Raw genomic sequence first — 15548 nt, 5'->3', positions numbered from 1 at the left:
ATTCCGGGGCGCTCTGCGCCCCAAGGGCGGACGCAGAGCGTCCATGGCGGCATTCCCACGCAGAGCGTGGGAACGATCAACAGAATTCAGAACAGGTGCTTTATGACAGCAGCCAATGTTTACCAACAACGCCCCACCACCGGCGCCAAGGCCGAGTCGTCGCTGCACCATGCCGACCTCGCCAGCCTGGTCGGCAAGGGCCGCAAGAATGCCGGCGTGACCGTGCGTGAAAAGAAACTCCTCGGCCACCTGACTATCCGCGGCGATGGCCATGATGCCGCCTTCGCCGCCGGCGTACACAAGGCCGTCGGTATCGAACTGCCCGGCCCGCTGAGCGTGGTCTTCAAAGGTGAAACCAGCCTTCAGTGGCTCGGCCCGGATGAGTGGCTGTTGATCGTGCCGAGCGGTGAAGAGTTTGCCGCCGAGCAAAACCTGCGCGCCGCCCTGGGCGACCTGCATATCCAGATCGTCAACGTCAGCGGCGGCCAGCAGATTCTTGAACTGAGCGGCCCGAATGTGCGCGATGTGCTGATGAAGTCCACCAGCTACGACGTACACCCCAACAACTTCCCGGTCGGCAAAGCCGTGGGTACGGTGTTCGCCAAGTCGCAACTGGTGATCCGTCATACGGCTGAAGACACCTGGGAACTGCTGATCCGTCGCAGCTTCTCGGATTACTGGTGGTTGTGGTTGCAGGATGCCTCGGCTGAGTTCGGCCTGAGCGTTGTCGCATGATGATCATTCCCACGCTCCGCGTGGGAATGCATACCGGGACGCTCTGCGTCCCAAAAGCGGACGCAGAGCGTCCATGGCGGCATTCCCACGCAAAGCGTGGGAACGATCAGCCTGAGGAGTGACCCATGAGCCGCGCACCCGATACATGGATTTTGACCGCCGACTGCCCCAGCGTGCTCGGCACGGTGGACGCGGTCACCCGCTACCTGTTTGAGCAAGGCTGCTACGTCACCGAGCACCATTCGTTTGATGACCGCCTCTCGAGTCGGTTTTTCATTCGTGTTGAGTTCCGTCAGCCTGACGGCTTTGACGAACAGGCGTTCCGCGATGGCTTGGCCACCCGTGGTGAAGCCTTTGGCATGATCTTCGAACTGACGGCGCCGAACTACCGGCCCAAAGTGGTGATCATGGTCTCCAAGGCCGATCACTGCCTCAACGACCTGCTGTATCGCCAGCGCATCGGCCAGCTGTCGATGGACGTAGTCGCGGTGGTGTCCAACCATCCCGATCTGAAGCCCTTGGCTGATTGGCACCAGATTCCCTACTACCATTTCCCCCTCGACCCCAACGACAAACCGTCCCAGGAGCGCCAGGTGTGGCAAGTGGTGGAAGACACCGGCGCCGAACTGGTGATCCTTGCGCGCTACATGCAAGTGCTGTCACCAGAGCTGTGCCGCAAGCTGGACGGCAAGGCCATCAACATTCACCACTCATTGCTGCCGGGCTTCAAGGGCGCCAAGCCTTATCACCAGGCGTACAACAAGGGCGTGAAACTGGTGGGCGCCACGGCGCATTACATCAACAACGATCTGGATGAAGGGCCGATCATCGCCCAGGGCGTGGAAGTGGTGGATCACAGCCACTATCCCGAGGATTTGATTGCCAAGGGGCGGGATATCGAAGGGCTCACATTGGCGCGGGCGGTGGGGTATCACATCGAGCGGCGGGTGTTCTTGAACGCCAATCGCACCGTCGTTCTTTAGATCCCTATCGCAGGCAAGCCAGCTCCCATTCCTGAATGTGTGAACCCGATCCACTGTGGAAGCTGGCTTGCCTGCGATGAGGCCCTTACAAGCAACACAAGAAACAGCATCTGTACCCGAGCACTTAACGCGCTGCCCCAAGGGCAACGCAGTTCCATAAAAACAACAGCGAGGTGAAAGCATGTCTGGTAATCGTGGTGTCGTGTATCTCGGCAACGGTAAGGTCGAAGTACAGAAAATCGACTATCCCAAAATGCAGGACCCCCGTGGCAGGAAGATTGAGCACGGCGTCATCCTGCGCGTGGTCTCCACCAACATCTGCGGCTCCGACCAACACATGGTGCGTGGGCGCACCACGGCCCAGACCGGCCTGGTGCTTGGTCATGAAATCACCGGTGAAGTCATCGAGAAGGGCAGCGACGTCGAGAACCTGAAAATCGGCGACCTGGTGTCCGTGCCGTTCAACGTCGCGTGCGGCCGCTGCCGTTCGTGCAAGGAACAACACACCGGCGTCTGCCTGACCGTCAACCCGGCCCGTGCCGGTGGCGCCTACGGCTACGTGGACATGGGCGACTGGACCGGCGGCCAGGCCGAGTACGTGCTGGTGCCGTATGCCGACTTCAACCTGCTGAAACTGCCGGACCGTGACAAGGCCATGGAGAAAATCCGTGACCTGACCTGCCTCTCCGACATCCTGCCCACTGGCTACCACGGCGCTGTTACTGCCGGCGTCGGCCCAGGCAGCACTGTCTACATCGCCGGTGCCGGCCCGGTGGGTCTGGCGGCTGCCGCCTCCGCTCGCTTGCTGGGTGCCGCGGTGGTGATCATCGGCGACGTCAACTCGATCCGCCTGGCCCACGCCAAGGCCCAGGGTTTTGAAGTGGTCGACCTGTCCACCGACACCCCGCTGCACGAACAAATCGCCGCGTTATTGGGCGAGCCCGAAGTGGACTGCGCCGTTGACTGCGTGGGCTTCGAAGCACGCGGCCACGGCCACGACGGTGTCAAGGCCGAAGCCCCGGCCACCGTGCTCAACTCGCTGATGGGCGTGGTACGTGTGGCAGGCAAGATCGGTATCCCAGGCCTGTATGTGACCGAAGATCCAGGTGCTGTCGATGCCGCCGCAAAAATGGGCAGCCTGAGCATTCGCTTTGGTCTGGGCTGGGCCAAATCCCACAGCTTCCACACCGGGCAGACGCCAGTGATGAAGTACAACCGCCAACTGATGCAGGCGATCATGTGGGACCGTATCAACATCGCTGAGATCGTCGGCGTGCAGGTGATCAGCCTTGATGATGCGCCACGTGGCTATGGCGAGTTCGATGCGGGTGTACCGAAGAAGTTTGTGATTGATCCGCACAAGCTGTTCAGTGCGGCGTAAAGGCAAAGCAAACAAAGGGCGACCCGCGGGTCGCCCTTTGTTTAACAAAGACGCGCATCATTCTCGCGATGAGCTGCCAAGGCTCACCTGCCCGGGTGCAAGACCAAAAACTTCTACGCCCTCGGTGTTGGCATGGCCCACCTCTACGATCCGGCGTTCAATCGGCTGGCCCTCGCCTTTACGGTAAATCACGACCATTTCACTGCCTTCCTGGCTTATCGCTTCGGGCGCCACGATGATGGCCTGTTCATTGTGGTAGGCCGTGATGTTCAGGCGTGCGCTCATACCGGGACGGATACGCTTGGCCTGTCCTGGCGTCAATGCCGCCACGCTCAGTGTGACGGGAAACAATGCACTGTCACCGGGGGCATCGCTGGGCAAGGCCAGGTTGCCGACCGCTTGCACATGGCCAAGCAGCGGCTCGCCGAGAAATCCATCACCCAGGATTTCAACGCGCTGTCCCGGTTGCAGCTGGTTGATATCCAGCTCGGATGCCGTAGTGACGATCTTCAGTGTTTCGGTATTGGCCAAACCCAGCAGAGCCTGATTCTGACTTACCCTTGAGCCGGTCTGTACGAGAGGCGTTACTCCGGCCCCTTGTGCGGCATTTACAGGAACAATAACGCCGGTGAACGGTGCTACCACGACTTGTTTGGCAATCAACCGTTGCAGCTGTTCGTACCTCACCGTGGCATTGGTCAGCTCCATTTCGGCAATCTGCCGAGCCTGCCCTTTCCCTTCGTCTAATAACGCGTTCAGCTCGTTTTGAGCGCTGCTGCGTTCAAGTCGTTGCAACTTCGTTTGCTGCTCCAGTTCGTCAAGTTCGTTGCGCGCAATAATGCCGCGTTCGAACAGATGGCGGTTTTCTCGTAGCCTGCCTTCCAGGTTGCTCAGTGAGATGTCGGCGGTGCGTAACGCACGACGCGCTCGTGTGACTTGAGTGCCGTTTTCCCAATTGTTCAACTCGTGCACGGTTCGTTGGGCTTTGAGTTGCCCGGACAGGGCTTCGCGTAACTGCAGCTCGATCAGCGTAGGGTCCATGCTCAGAAGCGCTTGGCCTTTCTGTACCCACTGGCCCTGTTCGGCTTCGAGGGACTGGATAACGCCTTCGAATGGTGCGTTGAGCACGATGGTTTGGATAGGCTCGAATTTTCCGACCAGGCCGATATGTAGCGTCATTGGCTTGGTTTGCACGCTCACCCATTGCGGTGCGGGGGGCGGCGCAATCGCAACTTTTTTCACGATCAATGCAGCGCCAATCAACGCTATCAGCATCATCGAACCTATGCGCCAATAGTGCGAGTGACAGGCCTTTTCAGTGTGGGCCTTCAAGTGCAATCTCCCATTTTTCCAAGGTCATGCCGAGGGTTTCGTCCAATTGCGTCTGGGCGTTCAGATAAGCGATGAGTGCGTTGATACGTGCATTTTCCGCATCGCGCAGATCGTTTTCGAAACTGATGATTTGAAAATTGCTGGAGCGCCCGACGCTGAGTTTTTCGCGCTCGATGTCCAGCTTGCGCGTGGACAGTTCGTTGGCACGCAGGGCGATTTCATATTGACGCCAGCGGGTGCCAAGTTCGCGCACTACGTTGCTGACGTTGCGTTCCAATTCTTGACGGGCGTCGGCGATTAGCAACTGCTGTTGTTCTACATTGATACGCGCACGTGTCTGCGCTTGGCGGGTGCTGATGTCGCCAATGGGGATTTCCAACTGAAGGCCGGTATAGCTTTCCCAGCGCCGAGCAGAGCCGGTGCCTGCGTGCTCACGCACCTGACTGGCACCCGCCACCAGAGAGAGGTCCCAGCGAGCGGCATCCTTGGCGAGGATCATGTCCAACGCGGCCTGCTGGCCATTGAGCAATGTGGAGAGGTACTGAGGTTGCTGAGCTTGCGCCAGGTGTATGGCTTGTGGCAGATCGACCTCCAGTGGAGTTGCCTGTACGGCCTCGGTGGCCTGAATGTTCGTGGACAAATCCAGTGCCAGCAGGCGCAGCAGGGCGAGGCGTTGAATATCCAGCTGGTTTTGCGCTTCTTCGACACTCAGTTCCTGGACGGCGATGTCAGCTTCGGTCTGCACGATTTCAAATTGAGCCATGCGCCCGGCGTTGATCAGTGCTTTGTTCACCGTCAACAAGGCCCGCGCCCTTTGAAGCGACGCCTGGACGATGCCCAGTTGCTCCTGAGCCCTGATCAGCTCCCGATAGGTTGTGATGATGGTGGAGACTGTTTGAGAAATATTCGCCTTGAGGTTCAGGCGGTTGGCTTGCTCTGACAGTCTTGCGAGCCGCAGGGGGGCGGTGGTGACATCCGGGCCGGATCCGCGCAATAACGGTTGGATTATTTCCAGGTTTATCCCGTCGCTGCGCAGGTGGCCCACCTGCTCGGAATGGTTGAGCTGCTGGGTCCATCCCACGTTCAAGCGCGTGCCGTACTGTCCGAGCAACGTAGCCGTGGGGGTAAGTGCGAGTTGACGAGCTTGGTCTTCGCTGCTTCTGATGTTTGTGTATTCACTCTTGAGCAAGAGTTTTGGCTTGAACGCGTCCTCAGCCACGCGCAGGTCGAATTTTTGGCCCTCCCTTTGCAAGTAAGCGCTGCGTATTTCACGGTTGTTGCGCAGGCCAAGGTAAAGGGCATCCGCCAGACTCATGCCGATAGTCTGCTCGCTTAACAGCGAGGAGGCTTTGGCATTCTGGACACACAAGAAAAACGCTGCGGTCAGCACCAGGTATCTACTCGTCTTCACGCAGCGCTTCCACAGGTTGTAGCCGCGAGGCGGAAAGGGCGGGGTAAAGCCCAAAAAACATACCGACTACTATTGCGCTGCCAATGCCCAACGGCACCGACATTGGCGACAGCGCGAAGCTCCATCCCGATACACGGGCATAAATGAGGGCCAAGCCGACGCCCAGGATGGCTCCGGTAAGTGCTCCCAAGGTGGTCAAGGTCAGTGCTTCGATCATGAACAGGTTGCGAATATCGCGGGGACGAGCGCCCATGGCCATGCGCAAACCGATTTCTCGACGCCGTTGCGCGATGCTCATCAGCATGACGTTCATCACCCCGACACCACTGGTGATAAGCGAAATGCCAGCGAGGGCGGCTAGCAGATAGGTGAAGGTTCGATTCTGTTGGGACAGGCCGTCGATGATCTGCTGGGGGACCAGAACGTCGATGTCCTGGCCGGGAAATAGCTGTCTTAATCCGTGTTTGAAGTCGGACGCCACGCTACCCATAGGACGCGCGCCCGTAGCACGTGCGAAAACGTGGGTGACTGGCGCCCAAGCTTGTAGTCGGCTGACACCTTGCAGTGGAATAAACATGGAGGTGTTGGGGTCGAACGGAGCAATCGCCGACGCAAACCGTGGATGCAGAACGCCTATGACTTGGAACAGTGCATGTTGCACTCGTAGTGTGTCGCCTATGCGCACCGGCGTGCCAGCGCTGGAGAGTTCATCGGCGAGCTGGCGGCCTATCACTGCATGAGTGGCTTGGTCATCGAATTCGCTCAGAAAACGCCCTTCATGCACTTCCAAGCCCAACGCCTGTTTCAGTGGGGGCGTTGAGCCGATCAGTTGGATAGAAATGTCGCGCCCCTTGAACGTCACTGAGTTGCCCATCAGGGCAACGGGTGCAATGTTCACTAAATCAGGGACTTTATTGCGCAGTTGAGTAATGCCTGCGGGCAGCGGCGAGGTTTGCCTCGTATCTGCGGCATTTGAAACCTGTGCAACTAGTGTATCGACACCCATTCCCTGGAAGATTGCAGCGGCTTCTTCGGCGGCGTTGTGACCGATATTGATGAGGGCGACCACCGAGCAGCTCCCCATGACGACGCCGAGAAGGGTGAGCACTGCGCGTTTGCCCAAGGTCCGCAGGTTTGTTCTGACGTCATGTATCAGGTCGCGAAAAGTTTGGCTCCCGCCGCTCATCAGTTCTGACACGGTTCGTGCTCACGCAGGGTTCGGTCCTGAACGAAGATTTGTCTGTCCAGGCGCGCGGCGATGTCTAAATCATGGGTGACGACAATCAGCGTGACGCGGTGCTCACGATTGATTGCCAGCAACAATTCCAGAATGTCGTTTGCCGTGCGGCTGTCCAGATTGCCAGTGGGTTCGTCCGCGAGAATCAGGGAAGGCTCCCCCACGAGAGCTCGCGCAATTGCGACTCGCTGTCGTTGGCCGCCAGACAGATCGGCGGGGAGGTGATGTGCCCGGTGGCTGAGGCCGACCTGGTCGAGTCTGTGCATGGCACGCTGCAGGGCTACTCGCCGGCCAAGGCCACGGTAGGAGAGAGGCAAGGCGACGTTGTCCAGTGCGCTGAGGCGTGGCATCAGGTTGAAGTTCTGGTAGATGAAGCCTAGGTGTCGGTTGCGTAACACGGCCAGTTGATCCGGTGTCGCCTTGGATGTGTCGTGTCCGTAAAACTCATACCGCCCTTCATCAGCCCGGTCCAAGAGGCCGAGTATGTTAAGTAATGTGCTCTTACCTGAGCCCGAAGTGCCAAGTACGGCACAGTGGTCACCTGCGTTTATCTGCAAGTTTATGTTCTCAAGAATTGAGATGGGCTGTTTGGCAAGTTGATAATGCTTGCATACGCCCTGCAGCGAGAGGGCGAGCGGGGGGGCAGGAATCACGAGCATTTGAAGTTCAGGATGTTCGATAAAGGAGGCGGGATGGCGACAATGTATTTGACTGTTCGCATGCAAACAAAAAACCGTGTGCGAGTTGTCTTTTCATTGGGCTAGGTGCCTGACGCCGGTGCTTTTGTAAATGCAAGAGCACCAGCGGCGAACAATCAGCGGCTTAGATCGAGATAAAGCATCTAGGGTCGGACCCGGACTTATCAAATATCATCTCAATTTCTGCACTTCGCAAACCGGGGTTATAGTTGGCCATTTTCAAATCATGCCATTGCCTGTCCTGCTTCATGGCATCTGCTGACTTTGTCACGCGGGTTTCATTTCGGCTGACGGTCTTGATATTGACATTGGCTTTGCTTCTGTCGGTGTGCCCGTCGGTTTTCACAATTCGGTACTTGTCTACGCGCACGTAATGTATGGTACTTCCGCTACCGGCAATAACGCCTTGAACGTAGCCGACAAAATTCCCGGTGCTGCATGAACGAGAAAATGCTGATTCAGTGACAGCTTGATTTGAGAAAGAATTTCCAATCGGAACAGTGATGGTGCCGATAGCGCTCGCTAACCCGCTCGCACTTGCAACGGCCGGAAGGCCGAACAGCGCAATTGCAAGTAGTCCGGGTTTTAAGAAGGATTTAAACATGTCGTTCTCCGAAAAATTCATTGCTGTTTTCGGCACTTCGTGAGGGGCCTGGCCCGTGGCTTGGTTGTTGTTAGAACGGGTTGGCTGCAGTCTGATAGTTTTCTATTGTTAGTTAAGTAGGACTTGTCTGAGGTTTGCTATTTCCAGCAAACCCGCTTCTACAGGTTCTTTGGAAACTGCCAGTTGATGCGCAAGCAAACAAAGGGCGACCTGCGAGTCGCCCTTTGCATCACTTAAGCGCCGTCAACCGCAAATAGGGATCGGCCACCTCACCGTTTTTTATCAAACGTTTTCCACCGTAATCACAGTGCACCTTACCGTCGCGCACGTTGATGGCTTCTGCCTGCAGTGCGTATTCCGGGTCCAGAAAATCATCGTTGGTCCCGGCGGTTTGCCCCGTCCATGTTTTGCCTTGGGTTTGGGCTGAATACTGATAGCCCTCGCCATAGGGCGGCGGCAGGTCGGGGTCTGTGTAGGGTTTTGAATGGATGTCGCTGACGGCAGGGCATTGGCCCGTGTCGACGGCCGCGTTGCGGGCTGGCAGGTTGTAGGCGGTGACTAGGGAAAAGAGATTAGGTACCCATCCGATCATCGTTATAACTCCTTGTCCACGAGGTAGTCCTCCCTGCTCTGCGTTGGGAGGCCGATCTGGGTGGGGCGTTACACGGGTTAGGTTCCTTGGAAGCTGCTACAGCAGGTTACGGGACATGCAACGGGTCGGCCGGTGAGTCTGCAAATGAGACCATCTCTGGGAGCAGGCTCGCCCGCGAAGGCGATGTGTCAGTCACTGCATTATCGCTTTCGCAGGCAAGCCAGTTCCCACATTTGATCTTTGTTGCTTTGAACATTGCGTTCGCTTAACGGATCGGCATCAGGGCAAGCCCACTCCTACATTTAAACCGAGTGTCAGCCGGTGATTAGCGCGTGGCCAGGGCGCCTTGGTAGACCGTCGGCCCTGTCGGTTGCTTGCTCACCGAGCCACCCTTGGTTTCCGAACTCACCATCAGCTCCACCGGCTTGCTGATGCTTTCTTGCTGGCGCGGATTCAGGCCGATGATGCCTTTGCCATCCTCCGGCAGCAGGCCAAGGGATACCGGTGTGCCGTCTTTGGGAATCGCCCAGAGTTCAAGGCTTTGGTCCGGTGCTGGCGCCGTGGAGGCAATCGGCTGCACTTCCAGGTAATCCTTGTGGGCCATGATTTGTGCGGCTGGCTGCTGGGTCGTGGTCACCAATGTCGCCGCGGATTTGACGCTGTCCTGGGTGTAGAGCGCGCCGCCGATACCGGCAACCACCACCACGCAGGCGCCGATGAACAGGCGAGGGCGGCTCCAGAACGCAGGCTTGTGCTCAATCACTGGGGGTTGGATCGCAGTCATAAGTCTCTTCTCGACAAATTTTGTAGTCAGTTCATGGACCCGCTTATCCCCGATGGGTTCCTCAGGGGCTCCGGAACAACCGACGGGATACCCAGTCCAACGCCTGCGTTTACCCCTATACCCAGAGGTTGTTTCGATGAAGATTTCACGCGGTTTTGCCCTGTCCTGCCTGTTGACCGTGGCCGCCGGCCCGGTGTTCGCCGCAGGTTTCAGCCTTGGCGATGCAGCCAATGCCATTTCCGGCATGCAGGGTGGCAACAACAAGGCCGCTGCCGCCGCGCCCACCTCGGAGACGGCCGACCTGCTGACGGCCTTGACCTCGCAACTGAACATCACCCCCGAGCAAGCGGTGGGCGGCACGGGCGCCATGCTGGGCCTGGCCAAGAACAAACTCAGCGGCAACGACTTCTCGCAGTTGAGCAGCACTGTACCGGGCCTCGACAAGTTGTCAGGTAATAACGCATTGGGCAGCCTCGGTGCCTTGAGCGGGATGCTCGGCCAAACCGGTGGCAGCAAGACCAGCGGCCTGGACGGCCTGTTGGGCAACGTGAAAAGCACCAATGACTTGAACACCGCCTTCAGCGCATTGGGCATGGACAGCGGCATGGTCGGCCAGTTTGCCCCGGTGATCCTGAAATACCTGGGCGGCGAGGGGGCCAGCAGTTCCGTGCTGGGCAAATTGGCTCAGGCCTGGGGCACCGGCAGCTAAGGTTCTTGGCGCAGTTGTTCGATGCGCGCATCCTTTTCCATCCAGAGCTGGTTGACCCAGTTCTGGACGGTCTGGCGAAACGCCGGATCGTTCTCGTAATCCCCTTGCCACAACGCCGGGTCCAGTTCGCGGGTACGGATATCCACGATCACCTTCGGCACTGCGCCGCTGATCAAGTCCCAGAACCCCGGAATCTTTTGCTGCGGATACACCACGGTCACGTCGAGGATCGCGTCCAGTTGTTCGCCCATCGCCGCGAGCACAAATGCCACGCCGCCCGCCTTGGGCTTGAGCAATCGGGTAAACGGTGACGCCTGCTGCTTGCGCTTGGCCTCGTTGAACCGCGTGCCCTCCAGGTAATTGACCACCGTGACCGGCTGGCGCTTGAACAGCTCGCAGGCCTCTTTGGTGATCTTCAAATCCTGCCCCGCCAGCTCCGGGTGCTTGGCCAGGAACGCCTTGGTGTAGCGTTTCATAAAGGGGTAATCCAGCGCCCACCAGGCCAGGCCGAGGAAGGGCACCCAGATCAGTTCTTTTTTCAGGAAGAACTTGAAGAACGGCGTGCGCCGGTTCAATGCCTGGATCAGCGCGGGAATATCGACCCAGGATTGGTGGTTGCTGATCACTAGGTAAGAGGTATCGCCGCGCAGGTCTTCGCCACCGCGAATATCCCATTGGGTGGGGATGCACGCGGCGAAGATCAGCTTGTCGATCTCGGCCCAGGTTTCGGCGATCCACATCACCGCCCATGAGGCATAGTCACGCGAGCGCCCTGGCGCCACCAGCTTGAGCAGGGCGAAGACCATCAAGGGGCCGATCAGGATCAGCGTGTTGAATAACAGCAGCAGTGTAACCAGACAGCCGGTGAGCAGGCGGCGCATAAGCAACTCTTGGAATTCTGTGGGCGGGCCATGATAAGCAAGGTGAGTCTAGAGGCCAAATCGCAAATTGCCCGACGAATGTTTCACACTGTGCGCGATATGCTCGGTCATCCAACTAAGTGCTGTGTTTGCGGTCTAGACTCCGCCCACTTCTTTCGAGGAAATCCTGCCGTGAAATTGCTCCTTGCCGCGTTCGCCCTGGTTGCTGTGCCTGTCATGGCCGCCGAACCGACCCTTTACGGTCGCTACGAATACATCCAGTTGCCGGAGATCGGCCAGACGTTCAAGGCCAAGATGGACACCGGCGCGCTGACTGCCTCGCTGTCGGCGCGCGACATCGAAACCTTTCAGCGCGACGGCGATGACTGGGTGCGCTTCCGCCTCGGCGGTGAAGACGCGGGTAACAAGGTCTATGAGCACAAGGTATCGCGCATCAGCAAGATCAAGAGCCGCGCCGACGAAGATGATGACAAGGACGAAGCCAGTGTGGCCAAGCGCCCGGTGATCGATCTGGAGATGTGCCTGGGCGACGTCAAGCGCACCGTCGAGGTCAACCTCACCGACCGCAGCAGCTTCAACTACCCGCTGCTGATCGGCGCCAAGGCCTTGCGTGAATTTGGCGCTGCGGTAAACCCGGCACGTCGCTACACTGCCGACAAACCGGACTGCTGATTGAACCCATGCCGCACATCCTGATTGTCGAAGACGAAGCGGCAATAGCCGACACGCTGATCTTTGCCCTGCAAGGCGAGGGCTTCACCACCACCTGGCTGACGCTCGGCCAGGCGGCGCTGGACCATCAGCGCCAGACGCCGGCCGACCTGGTCATCCTCGACATCGGCCTGCCGGACATCACCGGCTTTGAAACCTGCAAGCAATTGCGCCGCTTCAGCGAAGTGCCGGTGATGTTCCTCAGTGCCCGGGATGCGGAGATCGACCGGGTGGTAGGGCTGGAGATCGGTGCCGACGATTATGTGGTCAAGCCTTTCAGCCCGCGGGAAGTGGCGGCGAGGGTCAGGGCGATTCTCAAGCGGGTCGGCCCGTGTGTGGCGCCAACCCTGTTCCAAGTGGATCTGGAACGCATGCAGATTCTCTATCGCGGCCAACCCTTGAGCCTCACGCGGCATGAGTTCCGCCTGCTGCAAAGTCTGCTGGACCAACCCGAGCGCGTGTTCAGCCGCGAGCAACTGCTGGACGCGGTGGGCGTACCCGTTGATGCCGGTTACGAGCGCAATATCGACAGCCATATCAAGAGTGTGCGCAGCAAACTCAGGAGTGTGGCGGCGGATGCCGAGCCGATCCAGACCCATCGTGGCCTCGGCTATAGCTACAGCCCGAGCCACAGCTGATGCGTCTTGGGCTGCGGATTTTCCTGGTGTATGCGCTGTTTATCGGCCTGACCGGCTACTTCGTGCTCAACACCGTGATGAAGGAAATCCGCCCCGGCGTGCGCCAGTCCACCGAAGAAACATTGGTGGACACCGCCAACCTGCTGGCTGAAATCCTGCGTGCAGACGTTGAAAACGGCACCCTCGGCCAAAGCCATTGGCCCGAGATGCTCAAGGCCTACGGCAACCGTCAGCCGGGTGCGGTGATCTGGGGGCTTCCGAAAAACCAGGTCAACCATCGCATCTACGTGACCGACGCTACAGGCAGGGTATTGCTCGATTCCAGCGGTGAAGCAGTCGGCCAGGACTATTCGAAATGGAACGATGTGTACCTGACCCTGCGCGGCGAATACGGTGCGCGCTCCACCCGCAGCGATGCAGACGACCCCACCTCATCGGTGATGCACGTGGGGGCGCCGATTCGCGATAACGGCCAGATCATCGGCGTGGTCACGGTGGCCAAGCCCAACAGCTCGTTGCAACCCTACGTGGATCGCACCGAGCGGCGCCTGCTGTGGTACGGCGCCGGGCTGGTCACCCTGGGGCTGCTGCTGGGCGCGCTATTGTCATGGTGGCTGACGGCGGCCCTCAGACGCCTTACCGCCTATGCCGAAGCTGTGAGCGAGGGCCGCCGCGCCGAGTTGCCGCATTATCGCGGCGGCGAGCTCAAGCAGTTATCCACCGCCGTGGAACACATGCGCACGCAGCTGGAAGGCAAGGCTTACGTAGAGCGCTACGTGCATACGCTGACCCATGAACTGAAGAGCCCGTTGGCGGCGATTCGCGGTGCAGCAGAGCTGTTGCAGGGTGACATGAGCCGCGAGCAGCAGCAGCGGTTTGTCGGCAATATCGACAGCGAAAGTGCGCGCCTGCAACAGTTGATCGAACGCCTGTTGAACCTGGCCCAGGTGGAGCAGCGACAAGGTCTGGAAGAGCAGTCGAGCATTCCTTTGGCCGCCCTGGTTGAGGATGTGCTCAAGGCTCAATGTGCGCGGGTCGAAGGCGCCGGCTTGCACGTCGAGCAGGCGATTGCCGCTGATGTGAAGGTATTTGGCGAACCTTTCCTGCTACGCCAGGCCCTGGGTAACCTGCTGGACAATGCCTTGGACTTTACTCCGCCCGGCGGCACGCTGCGGTTCAGCGCGCAGGTGCGGCATAACGAGGTGCAGGTCAGCCTGTTCAACCAGGCGGAGGCGATTCCCGATTACGCCTTGCCGCGCCTGAGCGAGCGCTTCTACTCGCTGCCGCGCCCGGCCAGCGGGCGCAAAAGTACGGGCCTGGGGCTCAACTTTGTCGAGGAGGTGATGAAGCTGCACGGCGGCTCGTTGCAGATCGGCAACGTACCGGGCGGCGTGCAAGCGGTGCTGCATCTCCACACAGTCTCCACATTGCCCACATAAATCTCCCATACCCACTGGGCAGACTCTCCCCATCAAAACAGGGAGAGACCCATGAACCGCAACCTGCTTTTCAAATTGGGCGCGATTGCGCTGCTGATCCTGCTGTTGCTGATTCCATTGTTGATGATCAACGGCATCATCAGCGAACGTCAGCAACTGCGCGACGGCGTACTGATGGACATTGCCCGCAGCTCAAGCTTTGCCCAGCGCCTCACCGGGCCGGTGATGGTGGTGCCGTATCGCAAGACCGTGCGCGAGTGGAAGCTCAATGAAAAGCTCAACAAGCGCTACGAAGAAACCCGTGAAGAACGCGGCCGTCTGTATTTCCTGCCGGACCGTTTTGAGCTCGACGGCAAGGTGCAAACCGAACTGCGCTCACGGGGCATCTATCAGGCGCGGTTGTTCCACGCCGACAACCGTATCAGCGGGCGTTTCGACTTGCCTGCGCAGTTGGGGATCACCGAAGACTTCGCCGACTACCGCTTTGAACCAGCGTTTTTGGCGGTGGGCATCAGTGATATTCGGGGTATTGAAAACGCGCTGAAACTGGAGCTGGGTGACCAGCGGCTGGAGTTCTCGCCAGGCTCCCAAGTCGACTGGCTGGGCGAGGGCGTGCATGTGACGCTGCCGGCGCAGGACGGCAAGAAGCCTTCCGTGCTGGAGTTCGCCTTCGACCTGCGCCTGCAAGGCACCGAGCAACTGCAAGTGGTGCCCGTGGGCAAGACCAGCCAGGTATCACTGGCGTCCAACTGGCCGCACCCGAGCTTTGTCGGCAACTTCCTGCCGGCTCAACGTGAGGTGACCGACCAGGGCTTCAGCGCCAATTGGCAGACGACATTCTTCTCCACCAACCTCGAACAAGCCCTGCAGAACTGCCTGGACGGGCAAGGCTGTGAAGACTTCAGCAACCGCAGCTTTGGGGTGAACTTCATCGACCCGGTAGACCAGTACCTCAAGAGCGATCGGGCGATCAAATATGCGCTGTTGTTTATCGCCCTGACCTTTGCCGGCTTCTTCCTCTTCGAGGTGCTCAAGAGTTTGGCGGTGCACCCTATCCAGTACGCCCTGGTGGGCGTGGCGCTGGCGTTCTTCTACCTGCTGCTGTTGTCGTTGTCCGAGCATCTGGGCTTTGCCCTGGCCTACCTGATATCCGCCAGCGCCTGTGTGGTGTTGATCGGCTTCTACGTATGCCATGTGCTGCGTAGCGTCGCCCACGGCGTGGGGTTTTCGGCCGGGCTGGCGGCGTTGTATGGCTTGCTGTACGGGTTGCTCAGTGCCGAGGATTACGCGCTGTTGATGGGCTCGTTGTTGCTGTTTGGCCTGCTGGGTACGGTGATGGTGCTGACGCGCAAACTGGATTGGTACGGGGTGGGTAAACGCAAGGTGGAGCAAGGGCAATGATCGGATTGCGCG

Annotated in this window: 16 protein-coding genes; 8 read left to right on the top strand and 8 right to left on the bottom strand. The window is 59.0% G+C overall.

Features of this window, described 5'->3' with window-relative positions; translation table 11 throughout:
* The first annotated feature begins 102 nt into the window (after positions 1-102).
* The 3 genes from soxG to fdhA all read left to right on the top strand — a co-directional run bounded on the left by soxG (position 103) and on the right by fdhA (position 3099).
* Positions 103-735: a sarcosine oxidase subunit gamma family protein gene (gene soxG / locus HBO10_RS06255; RefSeq protein ID WP_014720232.1), complete on the top strand. Its 633-nt coding sequence runs from the start codon at positions 103-105 to the stop codon at positions 733-735.
* Positions 736-860: 125 nt separating this feature from the next.
* The gene (gene purU, locus HBO10_RS06250) at positions 861-1718 is read left to right on the top strand and encodes a formyltetrahydrofolate deformylase (RefSeq protein WP_034128876.1); all 858 of its coding nucleotides are present in this window, start codon (positions 861-863) and stop codon (positions 1716-1718) included.
* A gap of 181 nt (positions 1719-1899) precedes the next feature.
* Complete coding sequence (fdhA, locus tag HBO10_RS06245) at positions 1900-3099, top strand: formaldehyde dehydrogenase, glutathione-independent (RefSeq protein WP_014720230.1); 1200 nt, start codon at positions 1900-1902, stop codon at positions 3097-3099.
* Between the two features lie 57 nt (positions 3100-3156).
* Here the strand turns inward: fdhA and HBO10_RS06240 are convergent, their stop codons facing one another.
* The 7 genes from HBO10_RS06240 to HBO10_RS06210 form a co-directional block, all read right to left on the bottom strand.
* Positions 3157-4374, bottom strand: coding sequence for an HlyD family efflux transporter periplasmic adaptor subunit (locus HBO10_RS06240; RefSeq protein WP_052200004.1), 1218 nt, complete (start codon positions 4372-4374; stop codon positions 3157-3159).
* Between the two features lie 40 nt (positions 4375-4414).
* On the bottom strand, positions 4415-5824 hold the full coding sequence (locus HBO10_RS06235; RefSeq protein ID WP_060763983.1) for a TolC family protein: 1410 nt from the start codon (positions 5822-5824) through the stop codon (positions 4415-4417).
* A 4-nt stretch (positions 5825-5828) separates the two neighbouring features.
* Positions 5829-7028, bottom strand: a complete 1200-nt coding sequence (locus tag HBO10_RS06230; RefSeq protein ID WP_034128874.1) for an ABC transporter permease — start codon at positions 7026-7028, stop codon at positions 5829-5831.
* The gene (locus HBO10_RS06225; RefSeq protein WP_034128873.1) at positions 7028-7738 is read right to left on the bottom strand and encodes an ABC transporter ATP-binding protein; all 711 of its coding nucleotides are present in this window, start codon (positions 7736-7738) and stop codon (positions 7028-7030) included. Before HBO10_RS06225 ends, HBO10_RS06230 begins: the two co-directional genes overlap by 1 nt.
* 163 nt (positions 7739-7901) lie before the next feature.
* Entirely contained in the window at positions 7902-8381 is a 480-nt protein-coding gene (locus HBO10_RS06220) for a hypothetical protein (RefSeq protein ID WP_034128872.1), read from the bottom strand.
* 229 nt (positions 8382-8610) lie between these two features.
* Positions 8611-8973 carry a hypothetical protein gene (locus tag HBO10_RS06215; RefSeq protein ID WP_034128871.1) on the bottom strand — a complete coding sequence of 121 codons (363 nt, stop codon included), beginning with the start codon at positions 8971-8973 and terminating at the stop codon, positions 8611-8613.
* A 325-nt stretch (positions 8974-9298) separates the two neighbouring features.
* Entirely contained in the window at positions 9299-9757 is a 459-nt protein-coding gene (locus HBO10_RS06210) for an anti-sigma factor (RefSeq protein WP_034128870.1), read from the bottom strand.
* A 136-nt stretch (positions 9758-9893) separates the two neighbouring features.
* Between HBO10_RS06210 and HBO10_RS06205 the strand changes: the two genes are divergently transcribed.
* Complete coding sequence (locus HBO10_RS06205; protein ID WP_034128869.1) at positions 9894-10466, top strand: DUF2780 domain-containing protein; 573 nt, start codon at positions 9894-9896, stop codon at positions 10464-10466.
* Here the strand turns inward: HBO10_RS06205 and HBO10_RS06200 are convergent.
* Positions 10463-11347: an acyltransferase gene (locus HBO10_RS06200; RefSeq protein ID WP_034128868.1), complete on the bottom strand. Its 885-nt coding sequence runs from the start codon at positions 11345-11347 to the stop codon at positions 10463-10465. The genes HBO10_RS06205 and HBO10_RS06200 overlap by 4 nt on opposite strands.
* 171 nt (positions 11348-11518) lie before the next feature.
* Here HBO10_RS06200 and HBO10_RS06195 point away from each other — a divergent pair, with 171 nt between their 5' ends.
* Genes HBO10_RS06195 through creD form a run of 4 tightly spaced genes read left to right on the top strand, consistent with a single transcriptional unit; the run spans position 11519 to position 15536 of the window.
* Positions 11519-12019 (top strand): ATP-dependent zinc protease, encoded by a 501-nt coding sequence (locus tag HBO10_RS06195; protein WP_014720226.1) that lies wholly within the window; start codon positions 11519-11521, stop codon positions 12017-12019.
* Positions 12020-12027: 8 nt separating this feature from the next.
* Positions 12028-12696 (top strand): two-component system response regulator CreB, encoded by a 669-nt coding sequence (gene creB, locus HBO10_RS06190; protein ID WP_034128867.1) that lies wholly within the window; start codon positions 12028-12030, stop codon positions 12694-12696.
* Positions 12696-14135: a two-component system sensor histidine kinase CreC gene (creC, locus tag HBO10_RS06185; protein ID WP_034128866.1), complete on the top strand. Its 1440-nt coding sequence runs from the start codon at positions 12696-12698 to the stop codon at positions 14133-14135. The genes creB and creC overlap by 1 nt, the downstream gene beginning before the upstream one ends.
* Positions 14136-14186: 51 nt before the next feature.
* Positions 14187-15536, top strand: coding sequence for a cell envelope integrity protein CreD (gene creD / locus HBO10_RS06180; protein WP_034128865.1), 1350 nt, complete (start codon positions 14187-14189; stop codon positions 15534-15536).
* The last annotated feature ends 12 nt before the right edge of the window (positions 15537-15548 follow it).

It is taken from the genome of Pseudomonas sp. WS 5503 (assembly GCF_012985385.1).
GTDB classification, from domain to species: domain Bacteria; phylum Pseudomonadota; class Gammaproteobacteria; order Pseudomonadales; family Pseudomonadaceae; genus Aquipseudomonas; species Aquipseudomonas paracarnis.
Note: the sequence above shows the minus strand (reverse complement) of the source record. Positions and strands in the feature narration are given on the sequence as shown.

Coding starts and splice junctions, on each gene's coding strand:
- soxG (WP_014720232.1), top strand. CDS start 103: ATGACAGCAGCCAATGTTTACCAACAACGCCCCACCACCGGCGCCAAG.
- purU (WP_034128876.1), top strand. CDS start 861: ATGAGCCGCGCACCCGATACATGGATTTTGACCGCCGACTGCCCCAGC.
- fdhA (WP_014720230.1), top strand. CDS start 1,900: ATGTCTGGTAATCGTGGTGTCGTGTATCTCGGCAACGGTAAGGTCGAA.
- HBO10_RS06240 (WP_052200004.1), bottom strand. CDS start 4,374: ATGCTGATAGCGTTGATTGGCGCTGCATTGATCGTGAAAAAAGTTGCG.
- HBO10_RS06230 (WP_034128874.1), bottom strand. CDS start 7,028: ATGAGCGGCGGGAGCCAAACTTTTCGCGACCTGATACATGACGTCAGA.
- HBO10_RS06225 (WP_034128873.1), bottom strand. CDS start 7,738: ATGCTCGTGATTCCTGCCCCCCCGCTCGCCCTCTCGCTGCAGGGCGTA.
- HBO10_RS06220 (WP_034128872.1), bottom strand. CDS start 8,381: ATGTTTAAATCCTTCTTAAAACCCGGACTACTTGCAATTGCGCTGTTC.
- HBO10_RS06215 (WP_034128871.1), bottom strand. CDS start 8,973: ATGATCGGATGGGTACCTAATCTCTTTTCCCTAGTCACCGCCTACAAC.
- HBO10_RS06210 (WP_034128870.1), bottom strand. CDS start 9,757: ATGACTGCGATCCAACCCCCAGTGATTGAGCACAAGCCTGCGTTCTGG.
- HBO10_RS06205 (WP_034128869.1), top strand. CDS start 9,894: ATGAAGATTTCACGCGGTTTTGCCCTGTCCTGCCTGTTGACCGTGGCC.
- HBO10_RS06200 (WP_034128868.1), bottom strand. CDS start 11,347: ATGCGCCGCCTGCTCACCGGCTGTCTGGTTACACTGCTGCTGTTATTC.
- creB (WP_034128867.1), top strand. CDS start 12,028: ATGCCGCACATCCTGATTGTCGAAGACGAAGCGGCAATAGCCGACACG.
- creC (WP_034128866.1), top strand. CDS start 12,696: ATGCGTCTTGGGCTGCGGATTTTCCTGGTGTATGCGCTGTTTATCGGC.
- creD (WP_034128865.1), top strand. CDS start 14,187: ATGAACCGCAACCTGCTTTTCAAATTGGGCGCGATTGCGCTGCTGATC.